General features: G+C 69.1%; 14 protein-coding genes, 1 tRNA gene and 1 pseudogene. 7 read left to right on the top strand and 9 right to left on the bottom strand.

The window, feature by feature from the left end:
* Nucleotides 1–152 precede the first annotated feature (152 nt).
* The 3 genes from OG246_RS06890 (at nt 153) to OG246_RS06880 (ending at nt 2,775) form a co-directional block, all read left to right on the top strand.
* Complete coding sequence (locus OG246_RS06890) at nt 153–1,373, top strand: amidohydrolase family protein (RefSeq protein ID WP_266457363.1); 1,221 nt, start codon at nt 153–155, stop codon at nt 1,371–1,373.
* A 155-nt stretch (nt 1,374–1,528) separates the two neighbouring features.
* Nucleotides 1,529–1,720, top strand: a complete 192-nt coding sequence (locus OG246_RS06885; RefSeq protein WP_266457360.1) for a ferredoxin — start codon at nt 1,529–1,531, stop codon at nt 1,718–1,720.
* Between the two features lie 107 nt (nt 1,721–1,827).
* Complete coding sequence (locus tag OG246_RS06880) at nt 1,828–2,775, top strand: FkbM family methyltransferase (RefSeq protein WP_266457357.1); 948 nt, start codon at nt 1,828–1,830, stop codon at nt 2,773–2,775.
* Nucleotides 2,776–2,806: 31 nt separating this feature from the next.
* Here OG246_RS06880 and OG246_RS06875 read toward each other — a convergent pair whose 3' ends face one another.
* The 6 genes and pseudogenes from OG246_RS06875 to OG246_RS06850 all read right to left on the bottom strand — a co-directional run bounded on the left by OG246_RS06875 (nt 2,807) and on the right by OG246_RS06850 (nt 11,191).
* Nucleotides 2,807–3,565, bottom strand: coding sequence for a glycosyltransferase family 2 protein (locus tag OG246_RS06875; RefSeq protein WP_266457354.1), 759 nt, complete (start codon nt 3,563–3,565; stop codon nt 2,807–2,809).
* Nucleotides 3,566–3,573: 8 nt separating this feature from the next.
* Nucleotides 3,574–4,362 carry a GntR family transcriptional regulator gene (locus OG246_RS06870; RefSeq protein WP_266457351.1) on the bottom strand — a complete coding sequence of 263 codons (789 nt, stop codon included), beginning with the start codon at nt 4,360–4,362 and terminating at the stop codon, nt 3,574–3,576.
* A 296-nt stretch (nt 4,363–4,658) separates the two neighbouring features.
* The gene (locus OG246_RS06865; RefSeq protein ID WP_266457348.1) at nt 4,659–8,699 is read right to left on the bottom strand and encodes an AAA family ATPase; all 4,041 of its coding nucleotides are present in this window, start codon (nt 8,697–8,699) and stop codon (nt 4,659–4,661) included.
* Nucleotides 8,700–9,297: 598 nt separating this feature from the next.
* Nucleotides 9,298–9,371, bottom strand: a tRNA-Pro gene (locus tag OG246_RS06860).
* Nucleotides 9,372–9,404: 33 nt separating this feature from the next.
* A pseudogene (locus OG246_RS06855) lies at nt 9,405–10,200 on the bottom strand (Pr6Pr family membrane protein).
* A gap of 64 nt (nt 10,201–10,264) precedes the next feature.
* A complete protein-coding gene (locus OG246_RS06850; RefSeq protein WP_266457346.1) occupies nt 10,265–11,191 on the bottom strand; it encodes a metallophosphoesterase in 927 nt (308 codons plus the stop codon).
* Nucleotides 11,192–11,312: 121 nt separating this feature from the next.
* Between OG246_RS06850 and OG246_RS06845 the strand changes: the two genes are divergently transcribed.
* Nucleotides 11,313–11,780, top strand: coding sequence for a GatB/YqeY domain-containing protein (locus tag OG246_RS06845; protein WP_266457343.1), 468 nt, complete (start codon nt 11,313–11,315; stop codon nt 11,778–11,780).
* 163 nt (nt 11,781–11,943) lie between these two features.
* On the opposite strand, the gene OG246_RS06840 is transcribed toward OG246_RS06845, so the two are convergent.
* The gene (locus OG246_RS06840; protein ID WP_266457341.1) at nt 11,944–14,223 is read right to left on the bottom strand and encodes a transglycosylase domain-containing protein; all 2,280 of its coding nucleotides are present in this window, start codon (nt 14,221–14,223) and stop codon (nt 11,944–11,946) included.
* Between the two features lie 617 nt (nt 14,224–14,840).
* Here OG246_RS06840 and OG246_RS06835 point away from each other — a divergent pair.
* Complete coding sequence (locus OG246_RS06835) at nt 14,841–15,179, top strand: WhiB family transcriptional regulator (protein ID WP_266463939.1); 339 nt, start codon at nt 14,841–14,843, stop codon at nt 15,177–15,179.
* A gap of 131 nt (nt 15,180–15,310) precedes the next feature.
* Here the strand turns inward: OG246_RS06835 and OG246_RS06830 are convergent, their stop codons facing one another.
* Both OG246_RS06830 and OG246_RS06825 read right to left on the bottom strand, forming a co-directional pair.
* On the bottom strand, nt 15,311–16,777 hold the full coding sequence (locus OG246_RS06830) for an ArsA family ATPase (protein WP_266457338.1): 1,467 nt from the start codon (nt 16,775–16,777) through the stop codon (nt 15,311–15,313).
* Nucleotides 16,774–17,751: an ArsA-related P-loop ATPase gene (locus tag OG246_RS06825; RefSeq protein WP_266457335.1), complete on the bottom strand. Its 978-nt coding sequence runs from the start codon at nt 17,749–17,751 to the stop codon at nt 16,774–16,776. Before OG246_RS06825 ends, OG246_RS06830 begins: the two co-directional genes overlap by 4 nt.
* A 118-nt stretch (nt 17,752–17,869) precedes the next feature.
* Here OG246_RS06825 and OG246_RS06820 point away from each other — a divergent pair, with 118 nt between their 5' ends.
* Together OG246_RS06820 and OG246_RS06815 are read left to right on the top strand one after the other, a co-directional pair.
* The gene (locus OG246_RS06820) at nt 17,870–18,028 is read left to right on the top strand and encodes a DUF4177 domain-containing protein (RefSeq protein ID WP_003967454.1); all 159 of its coding nucleotides are present in this window, start codon (nt 17,870–17,872) and stop codon (nt 18,026–18,028) included.
* Nucleotides 18,025–18,504 (top strand): RidA family protein, encoded by a 480-nt coding sequence (locus tag OG246_RS06815; protein WP_266457333.1) that lies wholly within the window; start codon nt 18,025–18,027, stop codon nt 18,502–18,504. Before OG246_RS06820 ends, OG246_RS06815 begins: the two co-directional genes overlap by 4 nt.
* Nucleotides 18,505–18,612: the final 108 nt, after the last annotated feature.

Here is an 18,612-nt window from a genome sequence, read left to right as displayed (position 1 = left end):
TCAGTTGAGCGGACTCGGTTCGAGATCGCAAGGGGTGGAAGGGGTGCTTGCTCTTGCTGTCGGGGGAGTGGTCCCCTAGCCTGAATCTGATGGATCGTCAGATATGGCGTCGGGCAGGGGCCGGAGAACCGGCAGGCAGCAGGGGGTTGGGCGTGGTCAGTACCGAGAGCGGCACCGGGGATCTTCCCAGGGTCATCAGCGTGGACGATCACGTGATCGAGCCCGCGCACCTCTTCGAGACATGGCTCCCGAGCAAGTACCGCGACAAGGGTCCGCAGCCCTTCACCGCCGGTATCGGTAACCTCCAGTACATCGGCGGGAAGTACCGGTTCACCACGGACCCGAAGGGCCAGATCACCGACTGGTGGAGGTACGAGGGCGAGGTCTTCCCGTACAAGCGCATCATCGCGGCCGTCGGTTTCTCGCGGGACGAGATGACCCTCGACGGCATCACGCGCGAGCAGATGCGGCGTGGCTGCTGGGACCCGAAGGCGCGCCTGGAGGACATGGACCTCAACCATGTGGAGGCCTCGCTCTGCTTCCCGACCTTCCCGCGGTTCTGCGGGCAGACCTTCGCGGAGGCCAAGGACAAGGAGGTCGCGCTCGCGTGCGTCCGCGCCTACAACGACTGGATGGTCGAGGAGTGGTGCGGCGACAGCGGAGGGCGGCTCATCCCGCTGTGCCTGATCCCGCTGTGGGACATCGACCTCGCCGTCGCGGAGATCAGGCGCAACGCGGCTCGTGGCGTGCGGGCGGTGACCTTCAGCGAGATCCCGACGTACCTGGGGCTGCCGTCCATCCACTCCGGCTACTGGGACCCGTTCTTCGCGGTGTGCGAGGAGACCGGGACCGTGGTCAACATGCACATCGGCTCCTCGTCGCAGATGCCCGCGGCCTCGCCGGACGCACCACCGGCCGTACAGGCCTCGCTGAGCTTCAACAACGCGATGGCGTCGATGATGGACTTCCTCTTCTCCGGGGTCCTGGTGAAGTTCCCGCGCCTCAAACTGGCGTACAGCGAAGGGCAGATGGGCTGGATCCCGTACGCCCTGGAGCGCGCCGACGACGTGTGGGAGGAGCACCGGGCGTGGGGCGGCGTGAAGGATCTGATCCCGGAGCCGCCCTCGACGTACTACTACCGGCAGATCTTCTGCTGCTTCTTCCGGGACAAGCACGGCATCGCGTCGATCGAGACCGTCGGCGTTGACAACGCGACCTTCGAGACGGACTACCCGCACGTCGACTCGACTTGGCCGCACACGAAGGAGGTGGCGGCGGACCACGTGGCCGGTCTCTCCGAAGAGGTGACGTACAAGCTGTTGCGGGGGAACGCCATCCGGATGCTGCAACTCCCGTTTGACCAGGGCAAGTAGACGTCTCCGACCAGGGCAAGTAGACGTCAGAGGCGCCATCGGTTCAGGTGATTGTCCGGCGGGCAGTCAAGTGGGAAAGCCGGAAGTCTCCTGGATTCCGGCCGGCTCGTCGGCCCGCTCCGAGGGACGGCGCCCTCTTGCCAACTGGAGTGCGAATGAAGGTCTCCGTCGACCGCGACGTGTGTTACGGCTCCGGTGACTGCGCCCACCGGGTCCCCTCCGTCTTCGCCCTGGCGGACTCCGGATACGGCACCGTCCTGCCGGGCCAGGAGGACAGCGGAGACGATCCACGGGTGCGGGAGGCGGCCGACTGGTGTCCGTCCCAGGCCATCGTCATCGCCGAGTAGCGCCCATCGCCGAGTAGCGCCGGAGGGCCTGGCTTCTCCGGCTCCAGTGCGCCCCGGAAGGACCGGCGCGCTACGGTTTCCGCTGGACCCGGCGGAGAGGCGAGCGGATGCGTGATCCCATTTCAGGGGCTGTTTCAGCGGCTGTTTCGGAGGCTTTGGTCACCCTCGGGCGCCGGTACGTCCGTGCGGCCCCGGGCTCGTTCGGAAAGGCGCTGCTGGCCACGCGTCTTCTGAACGCCCATCTGAGGGAGCACCCGCGCCGGCGGGTCGTCGAGACGCGATCCGGCGCCCGGTTCGCCGTCGACACCCAGGACCTGATCCAGCGCTACCTGTACCTGTTCGGCGTGTGGGAGCCGCACATGACGAACTTCCTCCAGAGCCGCTTGAGGCCGGGGGACGGTTTCATCGACGTCGGAGCCAACATCGGCGTGTTCAGCGTGCTGGCCTCACAACTCGTCGGCGATGAGGGCCAGGTGGTGGCGATCGAGGCCTCGCCCGTGTTCCATCAGCGGCTGTTGCAGGAGGCCCGGCTCAACGACTGCGGCAACCTCCGCGCGGTCAACTCCGCGGTGTCGGACAGCCGCCAGACACTGACATTCGTGCTGGCGAGCTCGCGCAACATGGGGGCGAACAGCATCGTTCCCTACGACGGCCCGGCGGAATCCACGTTCGAGATCGAGGCGCTCCCGCTGCCCGAGCTGCTCGACCCCTCGGAGATCGCCAACGCCCGGGTGATCAAGATCGATGTGGAAGGCGCGGAGGGAAAGGTCGTCCGCGGCCTGGCGCCCATGCTGGACAAGCTCCGGCCGGACGCCGAGATCTGCATCGAGGTCACGCCCGACCGGATGGCCCAACTCGGCGACTCCGCCGATGAGTTGATGAAGACGATGACGGGCGCCGGCTTCCACGTCTTCCGGATGGAGAACGACTACGCCCCGGGGAGCTACCCGCCCGCACTCAAGCGAGCGCACCGTGTTCCGATGCGCTGGCGCGGGCCCCTGCTCGGCGAGAGCGACCTGATCTTCTCCAGGCTGGATGTCGAGGCGCTGCTCTGAAGGCGGTGAACCGCCCGCTGTGGAGCTCGGGTCAGTCGGAGACGGGGAAGCGCCAGCCGAACGAGGCCAACGCCCCGGCCCTGGCCTCCACCACGGCCATACGGGCTTCCCGTTCGGCCGGATCGACGTGCGAGGCCTGCCCCGTCGCCTGCCCTTCCCACTTCCGGTAGAGAAGTCCGACCTCCGCCGAGAACCACCCGCGGCTGACCGCGTTCAGTGCGAGCAGGAGACCGGTGTCCTCGGATGCGGGCAGCGCCATCCAGCCGCCGAGGGCGAGCACCAGGTCACGTCGTACGAAGAGCGTCGCGGGGTGCACCTGGGCGCGGAAGCCGTTCGCCTTCCAGAAGTCGAGCACGGCACCGCGCTCGACGGGCCCGTTGTCGGGGTCGCCCGGGAAGCCGGCGGTGGAACCGTCGGGCAGAAAGTCCAGCACCCGGGAGGTCGCCCAGCCGATGGTGCGGTCCGCTTCGAGGGCGGCCAGGTCGCGGGCGAGCGCACCCGGAGCGAGCTGGTCGTCGGCGTCCAGCACCTTGACGTACTCGCCGTCGGCCTGGGCGAGGGCGATGGTACGGGCGACGCCCGGCCCCCCGGGCCGGCCCTGGCGGAAGGTCACGCGCTCGTCCTCGGGCACGTGCGGGGCGACGGTGTCCGTCCTCCCGTCCTCCTGGATCACCCAGTGCCACTCCCAGCCGTCCGGAAGCACTTGCTCGCACAGCGACTTGTAGGCCTCCGTCAGGAAGTGGGCCGAGGGCCCGTGGACGGCAGTGACGATGATGATGCGCCGGCTCACGGCAGCACTCACCACCTTTCCAGTGGAGTGGTGAAGAGCAGCTCGGTGCGATCGCCGGGCAGGATGATGTCGGAGAGGTCCACGACGCGGTTGTCGAGGTCGTGGGAGGTCTTGCGCAGGACGAGCACGGACGTGCCGCGCGGCAGTTCCAGTTCGTCCGCCTCCTCCGGTGTCGGCGGCCGGGCAGTGACGCGTTCCTCGACGCGGTCCAGCTCGATGCCGACGGTGTAGAGCTGGTTCTGCGAGCCCCCGGGCCACGGCTCCTTGGTCTCGTCCAGGAGATCGGGATTCCCCGCGATCATGTCGCGGACGAGGTAGGAGGTCACCAGGTTGAAGGGTGCGGTCTCGGCGGCGTAGCGCGTCCGGTAGGTGCGTTCGAGCAGCGCGGTCCCTTCGGGGACGCCCATGGCCTCGGCGATGTCCTGGGGCGCCTCGATCTCGCGGTAGGACGCGTGGAAGACGAGGTCGTCCAGTACGAGGCCGGTGTCGTGTTCGGTGGCCCCGGTCTGCGCCCGCTCCGCCACCGGCTCGCGCACCCGGCCCTTCTCCCACTGGTGCCGGGAGTTCGCGCGCCGCGCCATCGTCCGGGGGAGCCGGACGAAGTTGCCGCGGCCGTGCTGCTTGTCGATCAGGCCTTCCTCGTGCAGAACCCGGAGCGCGTTCTGAACGGTGGGCACGCTTCTCTTGTAGTGGCCCGCCAGGTCCGTTTCCGACGGCAGCCTGTCGCCGGGCTTGCGCCTGCCTTCACGGATGGACCGGCGCAGGTCGTCCGCGATCACCTCGTACGCCTTTGGCACAGCCGCTCACCGATCCGTCGCGGGGGGCCTCAGCCTACGACTCCTAAAGAGGTCTTGACGAGTGGGGAGGCGGCTGTGAAGGAGCCGGTCCGGTGCCGCAGGGCATGCAAGAACCCGACCGCTGGAGACGGGGGATGCACCAGCGATCGGGTCCAACCCAAGCGTAACAAGGCTGCCGGGGCGGCGGGAGGCCACTGCTCAGCCGCGTTGAGGCGTTGTGATCGGGATCACGTACGGCGGTGCGTGACCCGGGCCGGTGGCCGGCGCCGGGTTCCGCCGCCGGTCGCGGGCCTCCGCTACTGGTCGCACGGAGACTCGTACGAGAGCCGGGGCAGATACTCGTGCCATTTCTCCGGTGTCAGAACACCCCGAGTGGTCGAGCAGATACGGCGAATGGCCTCGTCGACGTCGAGGTTCCAGAGCCGGACGGTGTCGGCCCCGCTGGATACACCGAGTGTGTGGCTCTTGGCATTGAACGAAAGGAAATTACCTGTTTTGGCATTGGGGCTCATCGACTGGCCGATCGGGGTGGCCTTGGACGGCACGGTGACGTCCCAGAGCCGGACCGTGTTGTCGTTCCCGCCGCTCGCCAGCCTGGTGCCGTCCTGGCTGAAGGTCAGCGACACCACCGATTCGGTGTGGCCCGTGAGCGTGGACTCCATCCGGGGCGCCCTGTCCTTGGAGGAGTCGGTCACGTCCCAGAGGCGGACCGTGTTGTCGTCGCTGCCACTGGCCAACGTACGGCCGTCCGGGCTGTAGACGAGCGCGTTGATGGGCCCCAGATGGCCCGTGAGGGGTGCGCCGAGCAGTGTCGCGTGGCGTGGGTCGGCCACGTTCCAGAGCCGGATGGTGACGTCCGCGCTGCCGCTGGCCAACGTACGGCCGTCCGGGCTGAAGGCGAGGGAGTTGACGTACCCCTTGTGGCCGGTCAGGGGCGCGCCGAGCCGGACCGGGTGGGACGGGTCACTGACGTTCCACAACTGGATGGTGCGGTCGTCATAGGCGGTCGCCATCGTGCGCCCGTCCGGGCTGAAGGTCAGCGCGGCCGCGAACCGTGTCCGCAGGGCGACGGGCTCTCCGTAGGCGACGGGCCGGGACGGGTCGCTGACGTTCCACAGCTGTACCGCGCGGTCTCCGGTCACCACCGCGAGTATGCGGCCGTCGGGGGAGAAGACCGGCTCACGCAGCTCACCCTCCCCGGGCATGAACGGATCACCCAGCGACACGGGCCGGTCGGGATCCTCCACGTTCCACAGCCGGACCTTCTCGTCGCGCGCGGCCGTGGCGAGCACCTTCCCGTCCGGGCGGAACGCTCCGATGCGGCCGATCATGTCCGATGTCGGTATCGACCACAGGCGGACCGTGTTGTCGCCGCTCCCGGTGGCCAGGGTCCGTCCGTCGGGGCTGAATCCCAGGGCGTACATCTCACCGCTGCTCCCCGCGAGCGGCTCGCCGACCTGCGAGGGGTACGCCGGATCGCTGACGTTCCACAGACTCGCCGTACTGTCCTGGCTGGCCGCGGCGAGCATGGTTCCGTCAGGGCTGAAGGCCACCGACCAGATGGGACCGGTGTGGCCGGTGAGCGGCGCGCCGAGCGGTTTCGCGTGACGGGGGTCGGCGACGTCCCACAGCCGGACGGTGTTGTCCGCGCTGCCGCTGGCGAGGGTACGTCCGTCGGGGCTGAAGGCCACGGAGTGCACCAGGCTCGTGTGGCCGGTCAGCACCGTGCCGATCCGCACCGGATGACGCGGATCGGCGGTGTTCCACAACCTGACCGTGTTGTCGTCGCCCCCGGCCGCCACCGTCCGTCCGTCGGGGCTGAACGCCACGGAGCGTACGGCGTCGGTGTGACCGGTCAGAGCGCCGAGCTTCTTCGGCCGGCTCGGATCGCGCACGTCCCACAGACCGAGGGTGTGGTCTTCGCTCGCGGACGCCAGAGTGTGTCCGTCCGGGCTGAAGGTGATCAGGTAGATCGTGCCGTCATGGCCGGTCAGGGGCGTGCCGAGCGGGCGCGGGCGGCCGGGCTCCCGCACGTCCCACAGCCGGATCGTGCCGTCGTCGGCAGCGGTGGCGAGAGTGCTGCCGTCGGGGCTGAAGACCGCGCTGCTCACCCAACTCGTGTGGCCGGTGAGGGGTTTGCCCAGCGGTTTGGGCCGAGTCCGGTCCGATACGTCCCACAGCCGCACGGTCCTGTCGTAGCTGGCGGTGGCCAGGATCAGTCCGCTCGGGCTGAACGAGGTGAGGTACACGGCGCCGGTGTGCCCGAGGAGCGGTGTGGCCAGCGGCGCGTTCACGATCGAGATCAGCCGGTTGTTCGCGCCCTCGTCGTCCGGCCGCAAGCGGTGGGCCACCAGGTCGAGTTGAGCCGACAACGACGGGTCCGTGTACTGGACGCGATCGGCTTCGGCGATCACCTGCTCGAACACCGCGTCGTTCCGCTGCTGCCACGCGACCACTGCTGAACCGACGGCCAGCATCGCCAGCACGACCAGGGCCGACACCGCGCCGCGGAAGATCCAGACCGTGCGTTTGCGCAGCCTGACCGAAGCGGCCAGGAACTCCACCGCGCTCCGGGTCAGGAAGGTGTTCCCGGCGGTTTTCGCCCAGCCACGGGCCTGCTCCAGACGGGAACCCCGGTAGAGGAGTGACGTGTCGCGGTTCGAGCCCTCCCAGGCCCTGCCGTCATCCTCCAGTTGCTGGCGCAGCAGGTTGCTGTTCTTGTCCTCGCCGATCCAGTCGCGCAGGCGCGGCCAGGCGTGCAGCAGCGCTTCATGGGTGATCTCCACGGTCTCCGCGTCGAGCGTCACCAGCCGGGCGCGAACCAGCGCCTCGAGCGATTCCTCCGTCTTGCCGGGGTCCGTCGACTCCTCCGCCAGCTGGCGCCGCGTCCCCCGCCGCCGGGTGGCCTGCGTGTCCTCGCCCAGCCTGACCAGCCGGAGCAGGAGCAGCCTCGCGGCCGTACGCGCCGCCGGATCGAGGCCGGACCAGGCCTGCTCGGCGGTCGCCGCCACCGCCCCCTGGATCCCGCCCGCCGCGCGGTAGCCGGCCAGCGTCAGCCTGCCCGCCTTCCGCCGCTGCCAGGTGGCGAGCAGGGCGTGGGACAGCAGCGGCAGCACCCCCGCGTCGTGCGCCCCACGCGGGCCGTCGGCACTCAGCTCCCGGACGATCAGCTCCGCAAGCCCCGGCTCCAGTTCAAGACCCACGGCCTTGGCCGGCCCGGTCACCGCCTCGCGCAGCTCCGCGGTGGCCAGCGGCCCGAGCACCATGTGCCGGTGCTGGAGCGCGTCGGCCAGTTCCGGATACCCGAGACACTGCTCGTAGAAGTCGGCGCGTATGCCCAGGACCACGAGCACGGGGGCCGGGTCGACTGGGACACCGGCGTCCGCGGGGGCGGCGGGTGAGCACGCGGCGTGCAGGAGCTGGATGAAGGTGCGCCGCTGCGCCTCGTCGGAGCAGAGGGTGAACGCCTCCTCGAACTGGTCCACGATGACGACCGGAGGGTCGGCGGAGGAAGCCTCGCGCCGGGCCCACGCGCTGACGGCCATCCGCACCTCGTGCGCGAAACGCGGAGTACAGGGGTCCTTGGCCGGGTGCTCCTCCCCGTCCTCCTCGTCCCTCGCGGTGGAGAGGACCTGCGCGAGTTCAGGGATCCGCCGGGTCAGCTCCGCGAGCGGATCGCCGCCCGGCACGAGCTGCAGAACCACCCTTGCCCGGCTGTCGTCGTCCCCCCGGGCCCCGTTCCGCAGCGCGGGCACCAGACCGGCGTTCAGCAGAGACGACTTGCCCGCCCCCGAGGCGCCCACGAGCATGACAAGGCCGCCGGTCTTCTCCGCCGCGTCGAGCTGAGCGATGAGAGCGTCCGTGCTCCGCTCACGGCCGAAGAACCACCGGGCGTCCTGCTGACGGTAGGAAGCCAGCCCCCGGTACGGGCACACGGCCGGGGCCTCGACCGCGGTGTGTTCCTCCGCTTCCGCGGACGCCGGGGCGCGGTCGGCGACGGGGACGGCCACCGCTCGCTCCCAGAGGCGCTGCCACTGGACCGGGTCGTACAGGCCAGGGGACACCGGCACGGGCCGCAGGCGCCGCGCATCGGGTATCAGGATCTGCAGCACCGCCGCGAGCGCGGCGAACTGGGCAGGTACGTTCCTGGCCCGTCGCCAGTCGCTGATCCGCTGGGCGGACACCCGAACGGGCCGCCCGCGCTCATCGACCCGATGCAGCCGTACGACCGCCTCGGCCACGCGACTGAGGGGAGGATTGCCGGCCTCCTTGTAGAGCAGCGCGAGACGCTCCGCGAAGGCAATGCGTGCCCCTGAGTCGGAACTCAAGGCCTCCACCCCTTACTTCCACCGCACCTGGACATCCGGACCGGAAAACTCACCTTATACGGCTGACCTGCGGCTAAGCCGTTCCTCCGGCTCCGGAACCTCCTCCGCGCGACCCACAACTGGCAGGATCACGCCCCAGTAGCGAACCAACCGCGCGACGCCCGGCCAAACCACCAGCTCAGCGCTCGGAGGCCAACTCATGACGCTGCGTTTTCGGTCAACTTCCACTGAAGTGCCGAAACGGCGGCGACGGCCCCGTAGCGAGGCCCTGTAGAGATCCGCGGAGCCGACCCGAACCGCGACCGCCATCGCACCGACAAGGGTCCGGCTCCTCCTAGACCCACCCGATCCGCCCCTGATCCACTCGATCCGCGCCGGTACGGCATACGGCACGGACCGACTCCGCCCGCACCGTTCGGTACCGGTCCCCACGTGGGGAGGGACCGGTACCGAACGGTGCGGCATGTTTCGGGGCGAGGGGACCGGCATACGCCGGTCGGGCGCGAGCAGCGACCACACCCGGCTCACCCCCCCGAGATGGCCCCGGAAAACACATCAGGCCCGGTTCCCGTCTCCGGAAACCAGGCCTGACCTGGTGCTAAAGCTGTCGGGGTGGCGGGATTTGAACCCACGACCTCTTCGTCCCGAACGAAGCGCGCTGCCAAGCTGCGCTACACCCCGATTGTCGCTGCCTTGGCGGCGACGTCGTTTACTTTAGCCCACCGGTGGCCGGAGACGAAATCCGGTTTTCGGGGCGTCTGACGCGGCGGCGGACCGGGTCGGGGCGGATGTGGTCGAGGGCGACGAGGAGGAGGGCGAGGGCGTAGAAGGCGAGGCCGAGGAGGAGTGCGTTGGCGAGGACGCCGGGGTAGCCGTGCTGGTCGACGTCCACGAAGGGGTAGAGGTAGCGCGCCGGGGTGCCCGGCGACATCATCGCGCCGCGGGCCAGGGAGAAGGCCAGGTACGCGAGGGGATAGAGGAGCCAGGTCGCCGCGTGGCGGAAGGCCAGCGGGGCGGGGCGGGTGAGCAGGAGCCAGTCGGCCGCGGCCGCGATCGGTACCACCGTGTGGAGGAGGTTGTTGGCCACCGCCTGCCAGCCGGTGGGCGGGGCGACGTCCCCCGTCATGGAGAAGACACCGGACTGGTTCGCCAGGATCAGGTGGTAGACCAGGCCCGTGATCGAGATGTAGAGCAGGGTGCCGCCCGTCACCGCGCCGGGCAGTGGCCGGCGGGCCGCCCACGCCCGCCGGGCCGAGGCGGCGAAGACCACCGCCACGAGCAGGCTGCTCTGGATCGTGAAGTAGCTGAGCACGCGGGCCGGGCTGCTCAGGGTCAGGTCGATGGCCACGCCCGCCGCCGCCGCGAGGGCGACCAGGATGCGGAATGCCGCCGCCGGCCGACGGCGCGAGGGGGCCACCACAGCCGTCGCGGGGACGATGGAGGGAGGCGGCGCGGGCATACCCGGTATCGCGGGGAGGTCGGGTATGTCCTTGGGTATCGGGGCGATCATGGCCCCACGCTAGGACGGATCGACAAATCGGGCGATACGGGTCACCCGCGTGGGTTGCGGCCCACTACCCCCGCGCCACCAACGTCAACAACGAAGCCTCGGGCGGGCAAGCGAACCGCACCGGCGTGTACCGGCTGGCCCCACACCCCGCCGACACATGCATGTACGACGTCCGCCCCTCCGCCGTATGCGTGGACAGGCCCTTCACTCGATCCGTGTCCAGGTCGCAGTTGGTGACGAAGGCGCCGTAGAAGGGGAGGCAGATCTGGCCGCCGTGGGTGTGGCCGGCCAGTATCAGCGGGTAGCCGTCCGCGGCGAACGCGTCGAGCGCGCGCAGGTACGGGGCGTGGACCACGCCCATCGAGAAGTCGGCCGACTCCGAGGGGCCGCCGGCCACACGGGCGTACCGGTCCCGCTTGATGTGGGGGTCGTCGAGGCCGGTCAGCTCCACGGAGGCGCCCTCGATCTTCAGCTCACCGCGGGTGTTCGTCAGATTCAGCCAGCCCGCCGTGTCGAAGCCGTCGCGCAGCTCCTCCCACGGGTTGTGGACGGCGCCGACGACCGGCTTGTTGCCGTTCAGACCGTGCTTGCCCTGGGCCTTCTCGAACAAGTACCGGGCGGGGTTGCGGAGTGTGGGGCCGTAGTAGTCGTTCGACCCGAAGACGTACGCCCCCGGGAACTCCATCAGCGGACCCAGCGCGTCCAGTACCTCGGGCACGCCCTCCGGGTCGGAGAGGTTGTCCCCGGTGTTGATGACGAAGTCGGGGCGCAGGCCGGCCAGCGAGCGCAGCCAGCGCTGCTTCTTGCGCTGGCCTCTCACCATGTGGATGTCGGAGACCTGGAGAACGCGCAACGGCCGCATGCCGGGCGGCAGCACCGGCACCGTCACCCGTCGCAGCCGGAAGGAGCGGGCCTCGAAACCCGCCGCGTACAACAGACCGGCGGCGCCGACCGCCGTGATTCCCAGGGGTACTCCGTATCGCGCGCGCATACGCCCATCGTGTCAGACCCCGGCAACTCGCCGTGCCCGCCTGTGGACAACCTCGGACGCACGACGAGCACCCCCGAAATCAGCAGGCGACCGTCTCCCCACACCTGCGACAATCGACGGCATGACCACCCTTAAGTCGAAGCTCAAGGAAGACCTCAACGCCGCCATCAAGGAGCGCGACGAGCTCCGCTCCTCGACGCTCCGGCTGACCCTCTCCGCGATCACCAACGAGGAGGTCGCGGGCAAGACCAAGCGTGAACTCTCCGACGAAGAAGTGCAGAAGGTGATCACCCGCGAGGCGAAGAAGCGCCGCGAGGCCGCGGACGCCTTCGCGAAGGGCGGGCGCCCCGAGTCGGCCGAGCGGGAGAAGGCAGAGGGCGAGATCCTCGCCACGTACCTGCCCAAGCAGCTCAGCGACGAGGAGCTGAACGCCATCGTCGCCCAGGCCGTCGAGGAGGCGAAGTCGGCGGGCGCCGAGGGGCCGCGTGCGATCGGCCAGGTCATGAAGATCGTGAACCCGAAGGTGGCCGGCCTGGCGGAGGGCGGCCGCGTCTCCGCCCTCGTCAAGCAACTCCTCGCGGGCAGCTGAACGGACGGCGATACGGACGGCTGAACAGGCAGCCGAACGACCCGTCCACCCGTACGCCGGTGGGGGCGCCCCTTGTCACAAGGGGCGCCCCCACCGGCGTATCGACATCAGACTTCAAGCAGGCAGCACCTGGTTCCCGGAGGAACCGGAGGAGCTGGAGGAACTAGCCGTCCCGCCCACCGTTCCCGTTGCCACCATCGCCCTGCCCCTGGATGAAGCCCTCAGGGAGGGAGATGGTGGGCGTCGGCGTGGTGCCGCCGGTGGTGGTGCCCCCGGTCGTGAGGCCGCCGTCGATCAGACCGCCGTTGTTGCCGTTCCCGTTGTCGTCGTCCCCGTTGTCCCCGTCGTCATTGCCCTTGTCCTTGTCCTTCTGGGGATCGGGGATGTTGACGAGGTTGAAGGACGGGGAGTCCTTGCCGTCGAGGGCGCCGGTCATCGCGTCCTTCCAGATGGGACCCGGCACCTGGCCGCCGTAGACCTTGTCGTGCCAGACGCCGCCGATCGTGATGTTCTCCATCTCGACCTTCTGCGTGGCGCTGCCGACCCAGACCGCGCCGGCGAGGTTCGGCGTGTAGCCGACGAACCAGGCGTTCTTGCGGGAGTCGGTCGTACCCGTCTTACCGGCGTTGGCGCGGTCGGTGAGACCGGCGGCCTGACCCGTACCGGAGTCGATCACGCCGCTCAGGAGGGTGTTGACGGTGTCCGCGGTCTTCTCGGACATCGCCCGCGAGCAGGTGGACTTCGGCACGTCGAGGGACTTCTGCTTGTCGCCGACCTTCTGCGTGATCGACTCGATGGCGACCGGGGTGCAGTACATGCCCCGGGCGGCGAAGGAGGCGTACGCGGTGGCCATCGTCAGCGGCGAGAGGCCCACCGCGCCGAGGGCGATGGACGGGCTCTCCGGCAGCTTTTCGCCGTTGCCCTGCGTGACGTGCAGCTTGTCGGTCATGTTGACCACGGGGCACAGGCCGATGTCGGAGATCATCTGCACGAAGTAGGTGTTGACCGACTTGGCCATCGCCTCCTTCAGCTGGTACGGCCCGACCTCGGACTCGGCCTCGTTCTCCACCGTGTCGCCCTGCGTGTTGACGTACGGATCGGTGCCACACCTCTGGACGGGGCTCGGGTAGTCCATCTCGTACGGCGACGCGTACTCCTGGGTCGCGGGCCGGCCCTCCTCCAGGGCGGCCGCGGCCACGAACGGCTTGAACGTCGAACCGGTCGGGAAGCCGAAGTTCGAGCCGCCCATGGCGTAGTTGACCGAGTAGTTGTACTCGGTCTCGTTCTTGCCGTAGCCGTACGGCGTCGCCTGGCCCATGCCGACGATCTTGCCCGTGCCCGGTTCGACCAGGGTGGCCGCCGCGGTGACCTTGTCCGTCTGGTTGACGTGGTCCTTGAGCGAGGCCTGCACCGATTCCTGTGCCTGCGGGTCGAGCGTCGTACGGATCGTCAGGCCGCCCTGGTTCCAGATCTTCGCCCGCTCCTCCTTGGTCTCGCCGAAGACCGGGTCGCTGAGGAAGACCTTCTCCACGTACTTGCAGAAGAAGGCCGCGCCTTCGACCGCCGTGATGCAGCCGTTGTTCGGCTTGCTGACCTTCAGGCCGAGCGGCGTCTTCATGGCCTTGTTGGCTTCCGCCTGCGAGATGTCGTTCGTCTCGGCCATGCGCTGCAGGACGGTGTTGCGGCGCTTGGTCGCCTCCGCCTCGTCGTTGACCGGGTCGTACCGGCTGGGCGACTGGACGATGCCCGCGAGCAGCGCCGACTCCTGGAGGTTCAGCTTCTTGGCGGGCTTGGAGAAGTAGCGCTGGGCCGCTGCCTCGATGCCGTACGCCTGCTCCCCGAAGAACGTGATGTTCAGGTAGTTCTCGAGGATCTTCTTCTTGCCGAGCTTCTCCTCGAGCTGGATCGCGTACTTGAGCTCGCGGATCTTGCGGCCGAGGGTCTGCTGGGTGGCCTGGGCGACCTTCGTCGGGTCGTCGCCGGCCTCTTCGACGAAGTAGTTCTTCACGAGCTGCTGCGTGAGGGTGGAGGCGCCCTGGGACACTCCGCCGCTCTGCGCGTTCTGGTTCAGGGCGCGCAGGACACCCTTCAGGTCGATCGCGCCGTGCTCGTAGAAGCGCGAGTCCTCGATCGCGACGATCGCCTTCTGCATGTACGGCGAGATGTCCTTCAGGGCGACCACGGTCCGGTCACGCGAGTAGACCGTGGCGATCTGGCCGCCCTCGCTGTCCAGGATCGTGGTGCGCTGACTCAGCTGCGGACTCTTCAGGCTGTCCGGAATCTCGTCGAAACTCTGGACCGAACCCTTGGCCGCGAGTCCGAGCGCGCCCGCCGCGGGCAGCGCGATTCCCGCCATGACCGCCCCCGCGAGCACGCTGACACCGAGGAACTTGGCGGCCTGCTGGAATGGCGACAGACCACCGCCCGAGCGCTTCTTTGGCATGAGGGCAGCCTAATCCCTAATTACGGGCGTCCCGAGGGGCAGGTGGTTCTCGGGATGTTCGAGTACCAGACCGTGACATCCAAGGGCAGCCGGGCGGGCTACGCCTCAACGTAGACCGGGTGCGCGGTCCAGATGCTCACTGTGGCACCAGCGGCTCTACGACCGCGCCGTGTTCGGAGGCCTCATCCCGAGAACTTGACGGCATGGCAACGCGAGCTGTCTACGTTCTCAATCGCCGGACACGCGTATAGGCCTTGGCCTAAGCTGCTCTCAACTGTCACAGCAGTGCGGCTACGTATCAATACGTCCGGCGACCCCGAATCGTTCCGGAGGTTCCCTAATTTTTGTTGGGGGCGTGTCCGAATCCGCCTTGTGTGTCACCCGGCGTCCGTTGTGACTCAACTGAACTGTCCCGGTTTGCCGGGATACTCACGTATGTCCTCAGGTCACTCCCCCGGGTGATCTGCCGCTTACGCATAGTCCGTTCGGGCCATTCAAGATTGGGCCCGAAGGGGGTGTTGCGCTGTGCCCACCTTCCGTAACGTCCTCAACTGGCGGCGGTGAATATGCCGCTGCCGCCGTGGGGGAGCCTCGATTCGGGAGAGGACGGCGCCGGTATGGGCTGGGTAACCGACTGGAGTGCGCAGGCGGCCTGCCGCACTACCGATCCGGATGAACTGTTCGTTCAAGGAGCAGCGCAGAACCGGGCGAAGGCAGTGTGCACCGGATGTCCGGTGCGCACGGAGTGCCTCGCCGATGCGCTCGACAACCGCGTCGAATTCGGCGTGTGGGGTGGCATGACCGAGCGGGAGCGCCGCGCATTGTTGCGCCGGCGCCCCACCGTCACCTCTTGGCGTCATCTGCTCGAGACCGCGCGTACGGAGTACGAGCGCGGTGCGGGCCTGCTGCCTCTTGATGAGGAAGAGGTGTACGAGCGCTACTTGGCGGTGGGCTGAGGGCGTTTCCCTCAGTCCCCGCAGCAGTCCCTGTAGGCCATGGCCACGGCTGTGCATGTCACGGCTGTGCCTGTCACGGCCCCGCAGACCATGGCCTCGCAATGACCACGCAGGTCATGGAAGGCGCCGCGTCAGGCGCCGGTTTCGGGCAGCTCCGGCCTACCGGCCGCGAGCCGGTTCCCGATGTCCCGCAGCCCTGCCAGGTCGTGCACGTCGCCGGGCAGCGCCGCCACTTCGGCCACCGCCACCTCGGGGTGGAGGGCGGTGAAGCGGTCACGCGTGCGCTGCTCGCGGGAGAGCAGCTGCATGCGCTCGGCGTGCAGCCTCAACAGGCCTGCGGTGAGCTGTTCGACGGTCCGGCCGGTGTCTGTGGCCCGATTCCCGTTCGTGGCGGCGGTCCTGTCCGTGGTGGCGGGGGAGCCTTCGTCGGGATCGTCGGCGGCGTCGGGAGCTGGTGCCTCGGAAGCGGGAGATTCTGAACTGTCGTACGTGTCGGGAGAGTTACGAAGTCCAGCCTTCCCGTCCCCCTGATCCACAATGCGGGCCTCGGCAAGATTTTCCGCGGCTTCCAGATCACGGTCCGCCGCGGCATCGGGTCCGAGGTTTTCCGCGGCGGCGAGTGCCCGCTCGGCCGACAGCTGAGCGGCGCCGCTGCCGTGCACCCGGTTGAGCACCAGACCGGCGAACGGCATGTCCTCGGCGGCCAGCCGCTCCACGAAGTACGCGGCCTCGCGCAGCGCGTCCCGCTCCGGGGCCGCCACCACCAGGAACGCCGTGCCGGGCGCCTGGAGCAGCTTGTACGTGGCGTCCGCGCGCGTACGGAACCCGCCGAAGGTCGTGTCCATCGCGGACACGAAGGTCTGTACGTCCTTGAGGAGTTGCCCGCCGAGCAGCTTCCCCAGGGTGCCGGTCATCAGCGACATCCCGACGTTCAGGAACTTCATTCCCGCCCGGCCGCCCAGCTTCGCCGGCGCCGTCAGCAGCCGGATCAGCCGTCCGTCCAGGAAGGACCCGAGCCGCTTGGGTGCGTCCAGGAAGTCCAGGGCCGAGCGGGACGGCGGCGTGTCGACGACGATGAGGTCCCATTCCTCCCGCGCCCGCAGCTGCCCCAGCTTCTCCATCGCCATGTACTCCTGCGTGCCCGCGAAGCCCGCCGAAAGCGACTGGTAGAAGGGGTTGTTGAGGATCGCCGCCGCCCGCTCGCGGTCCGCGTGCGCCTCGACGATCTCGTCGAAGGTGCGCTTCATGTCGAGCATCATGGCGTGCAGTTCGCCGTCCCCCTCGACGCCCTTCACCCGGCGTGGGGTGTTGTCCAGGGAGTCGATGCCCATGGACTGGGCGAGGCGGCGCGCCGGGTCGATGGTGAGCACGACGACCTTGCGGCCGCGCTCGGCGGCGCGCAGCCCCAGCGCCGCCGCCGTGGTCGTCTTGCCGACGCCGCCCGAGCCGCAGCACACCACGATGCGGGTCTTCGGGTCGTCGATCAGCGGATCGACGTCCAGGAGGCGTGCGTTTCCCAGTGCACGGGTGGAGTCGTGCGCGTGGGCGGAGTCGCGTGCGCGGGCGGATTCCTGTGCGCGGGCCGGGTCCGAACTCATGAGATCCCTTGCTGACGCAGTTCCTTGGCCAGTTGGTACAGGCCCGCCAGATCCATTCCCTCGGCGAGCAAAGGGAGTTCGTGCAGCGGCAGGCCCTGTTCCGTGAGCACCGCCCGCTGCTCGCGCTCCAGGGTGTGCCGCTCGGCGTACTCGGCGGCCTGCTCCAGCAGCGGGTCCACCAGCCGCTCGGCGAGTCCGCCACGCCGGGCGCCGCCGAGTCCGGCCGCGGAGAGCGACTTGGCGATGGCGGTACGGGGAGCGGCGGCCGTGAGTTCCAGATCGGCGTCGTCGAGCAGCGCGGGTCGCACCATGTTCACGATGATCCGCCCGACCGGCAGCTTCGCGGCCCGCAGTTCGGCGATGCCGTCCGCGGTCTCCTGTACGGGCATCTCCTCCAGGAGCGCCACCAGGTGAACGGCCGTCTCCTTGGACTTGAGGACCCGCATGACGGCCTGTGCCTGATTGTGTATCGGGCCGATCTTCGCGAGGCCCGCCACCTCGTCGTTGACGTTCAGGAAGCGGGTGATGCGCCCTGTCGGCGGCGCGTCCATGACCACGTAGTCGTACGCGAACCGCCCGCTCTTGTCCTTGCGGCGTACGGCCTCGCACGCCTTGCCGGTCAGGAGCACGTCCCGCAGACCCGGCGCGATGGTCGTCGCGAAGTCGATGGCGCCGAGTTTTTTCAGGGCGCGGCCGGCGCCGCCCAGCTTGTAGAACATCTGGAGGTAGTCCAGAAGGGCCAGTTCGGGGTCGATGGCGAGGGCGTACACCTCCCCGCCCCCGGGAGCGACGGCGATTTTCCGCTCCCCGTAGGGCAGCGCTTCTGTCTCGAAGAGCTGCGCGATGCCCTGCCTGCCCTCGACCTCGACGAGAAGGGCGCGCTTGCCCTCCGTGGCGAGGGCGAGCGCGAGGGCGGCGGCTACCGTGGTCTTGCCGGTACCGCCCTTGCCGCTGACGACCTGGAGCCTGCTCACGTATTCGAGCCTAACCAGTCGGCCGCCGTACTACGCAGGAGGCTGTGGACAACGTGTGCGCGAGGCCTTGGGCGACACCCGCGAAAGGCCGTGCCCGGCAACGGCTACAGTCGGCGACATGACCAAGTGGGAATACGCAACCGTGCCTCTGCTCGTCCATGCCACGAAGCAGATTCTGGACACCTGGGGCGAGGACGGCTGGGAGCTCGTCCAGGTCGTGCCCGGGCCGAACAACCCCGAGCAGTTGGTGGCCTACCTGAAGCGGGAGAAGGCATGAGTGGCGCCATCGAGGCCAAGCTGGCGGAACTCGGGCTGACACTGCCCGAGGTCGTCCCGCCGCTGGCCGCGTACCAGCCTGCCGTGCAGTCCGGCGTGTACGTCTACACCGCGGGCCAGCTCCCGATCGTGGAAGGCAAGCTTCCGCTCACCGGCAAGGTGGGCGCGGAGGTCACGCCCGAGGAAGCCAGGGACCTGGCCCGCACCTGCGCCCTGAACGCGCTCGCCGCGGTCAAGTCCGTCGCGGGCGACCTGGACCGCATCGCGCGTGTCGTGAAGGTCACCGGCTTCGTCGCCTCCGCCTCCGACTTCACCGGCCAGCCCGCCGTCCTCAACGGAGCCAGCGAACTCCTCGGCGCCGTCCTTGGCGACAAGGGCGTCCACGCCCGAAGCGCGGTCGGCGTCGCGGTCCTCCCGCTGGACGCGCCGGTCGAGGTCGAGATCATGGTGGAGCTCTCCAGCCCGTCCGGCGTTTGAGGACGAGCCCTTCGGGCGATCGGGGGTCTGGGGGCGGAGCCCCCAGGTGCGGGATGGGCAGGGGCGGAGGGGGCGAAAAAACTCTCGGTCCCGCCCCCGCCGCCGGGC

The organism is Streptomyces sp. NBC_00620 (assembly GCF_026341825.1).
In the GTDB taxonomy this organism is placed as follows: Bacteria; Actinomycetota; Actinomycetes; order Streptomycetales; family Streptomycetaceae; genus Streptomyces.
Note: the sequence above shows the minus strand (reverse complement) of the source record. Positions and strands in the feature narration are given on the sequence as shown.

Coding starts and splice junctions, on each gene's coding strand:
- OG246_RS06880 (WP_266457357.1), top strand. CDS start 1,828: ATGCGTGATCCCATTTCAGGGGCTGTTTCAGCGGCTGTTTCGGAGGCT.
- OG246_RS06820 (WP_003967454.1), top strand. CDS start 17,870: ATGACCAAGTGGGAATACGCAACCGTGCCTCTGCTCGTCCATGCCACG.
- OG246_RS06835 (WP_266463939.1), top strand. CDS start 14,841: ATGGGCTGGGTAACCGACTGGAGTGCGCAGGCGGCCTGCCGCACTACC.
- OG246_RS06815 (WP_266457333.1), top strand. CDS start 18,025: ATGAGTGGCGCCATCGAGGCCAAGCTGGCGGAACTCGGGCTGACACTG.
- OG246_RS06830 (WP_266457338.1), bottom strand. CDS start 16,777: ATGAGTTCGGACCCGGCCCGCGCACAGGAATCCGCCCGCGCACGCGAC.
- OG246_RS06885 (WP_266457360.1), top strand. CDS start 1,529: ATGAAGGTCTCCGTCGACCGCGACGTGTGTTACGGCTCCGGTGACTGC.
- OG246_RS06845 (WP_266457343.1), top strand. CDS start 11,313: ATGACCACCCTTAAGTCGAAGCTCAAGGAAGACCTCAACGCCGCCATC.
- OG246_RS06840 (WP_266457341.1), bottom strand. CDS start 14,223: ATGCCAAAGAAGCGCTCGGGCGGTGGTCTGTCGCCATTCCAGCAGGCC.
- OG246_RS06850 (WP_266457346.1), bottom strand. CDS start 11,191: ATGCGCGCGCGATACGGAGTACCCCTGGGAATCACGGCGGTCGGCGCC.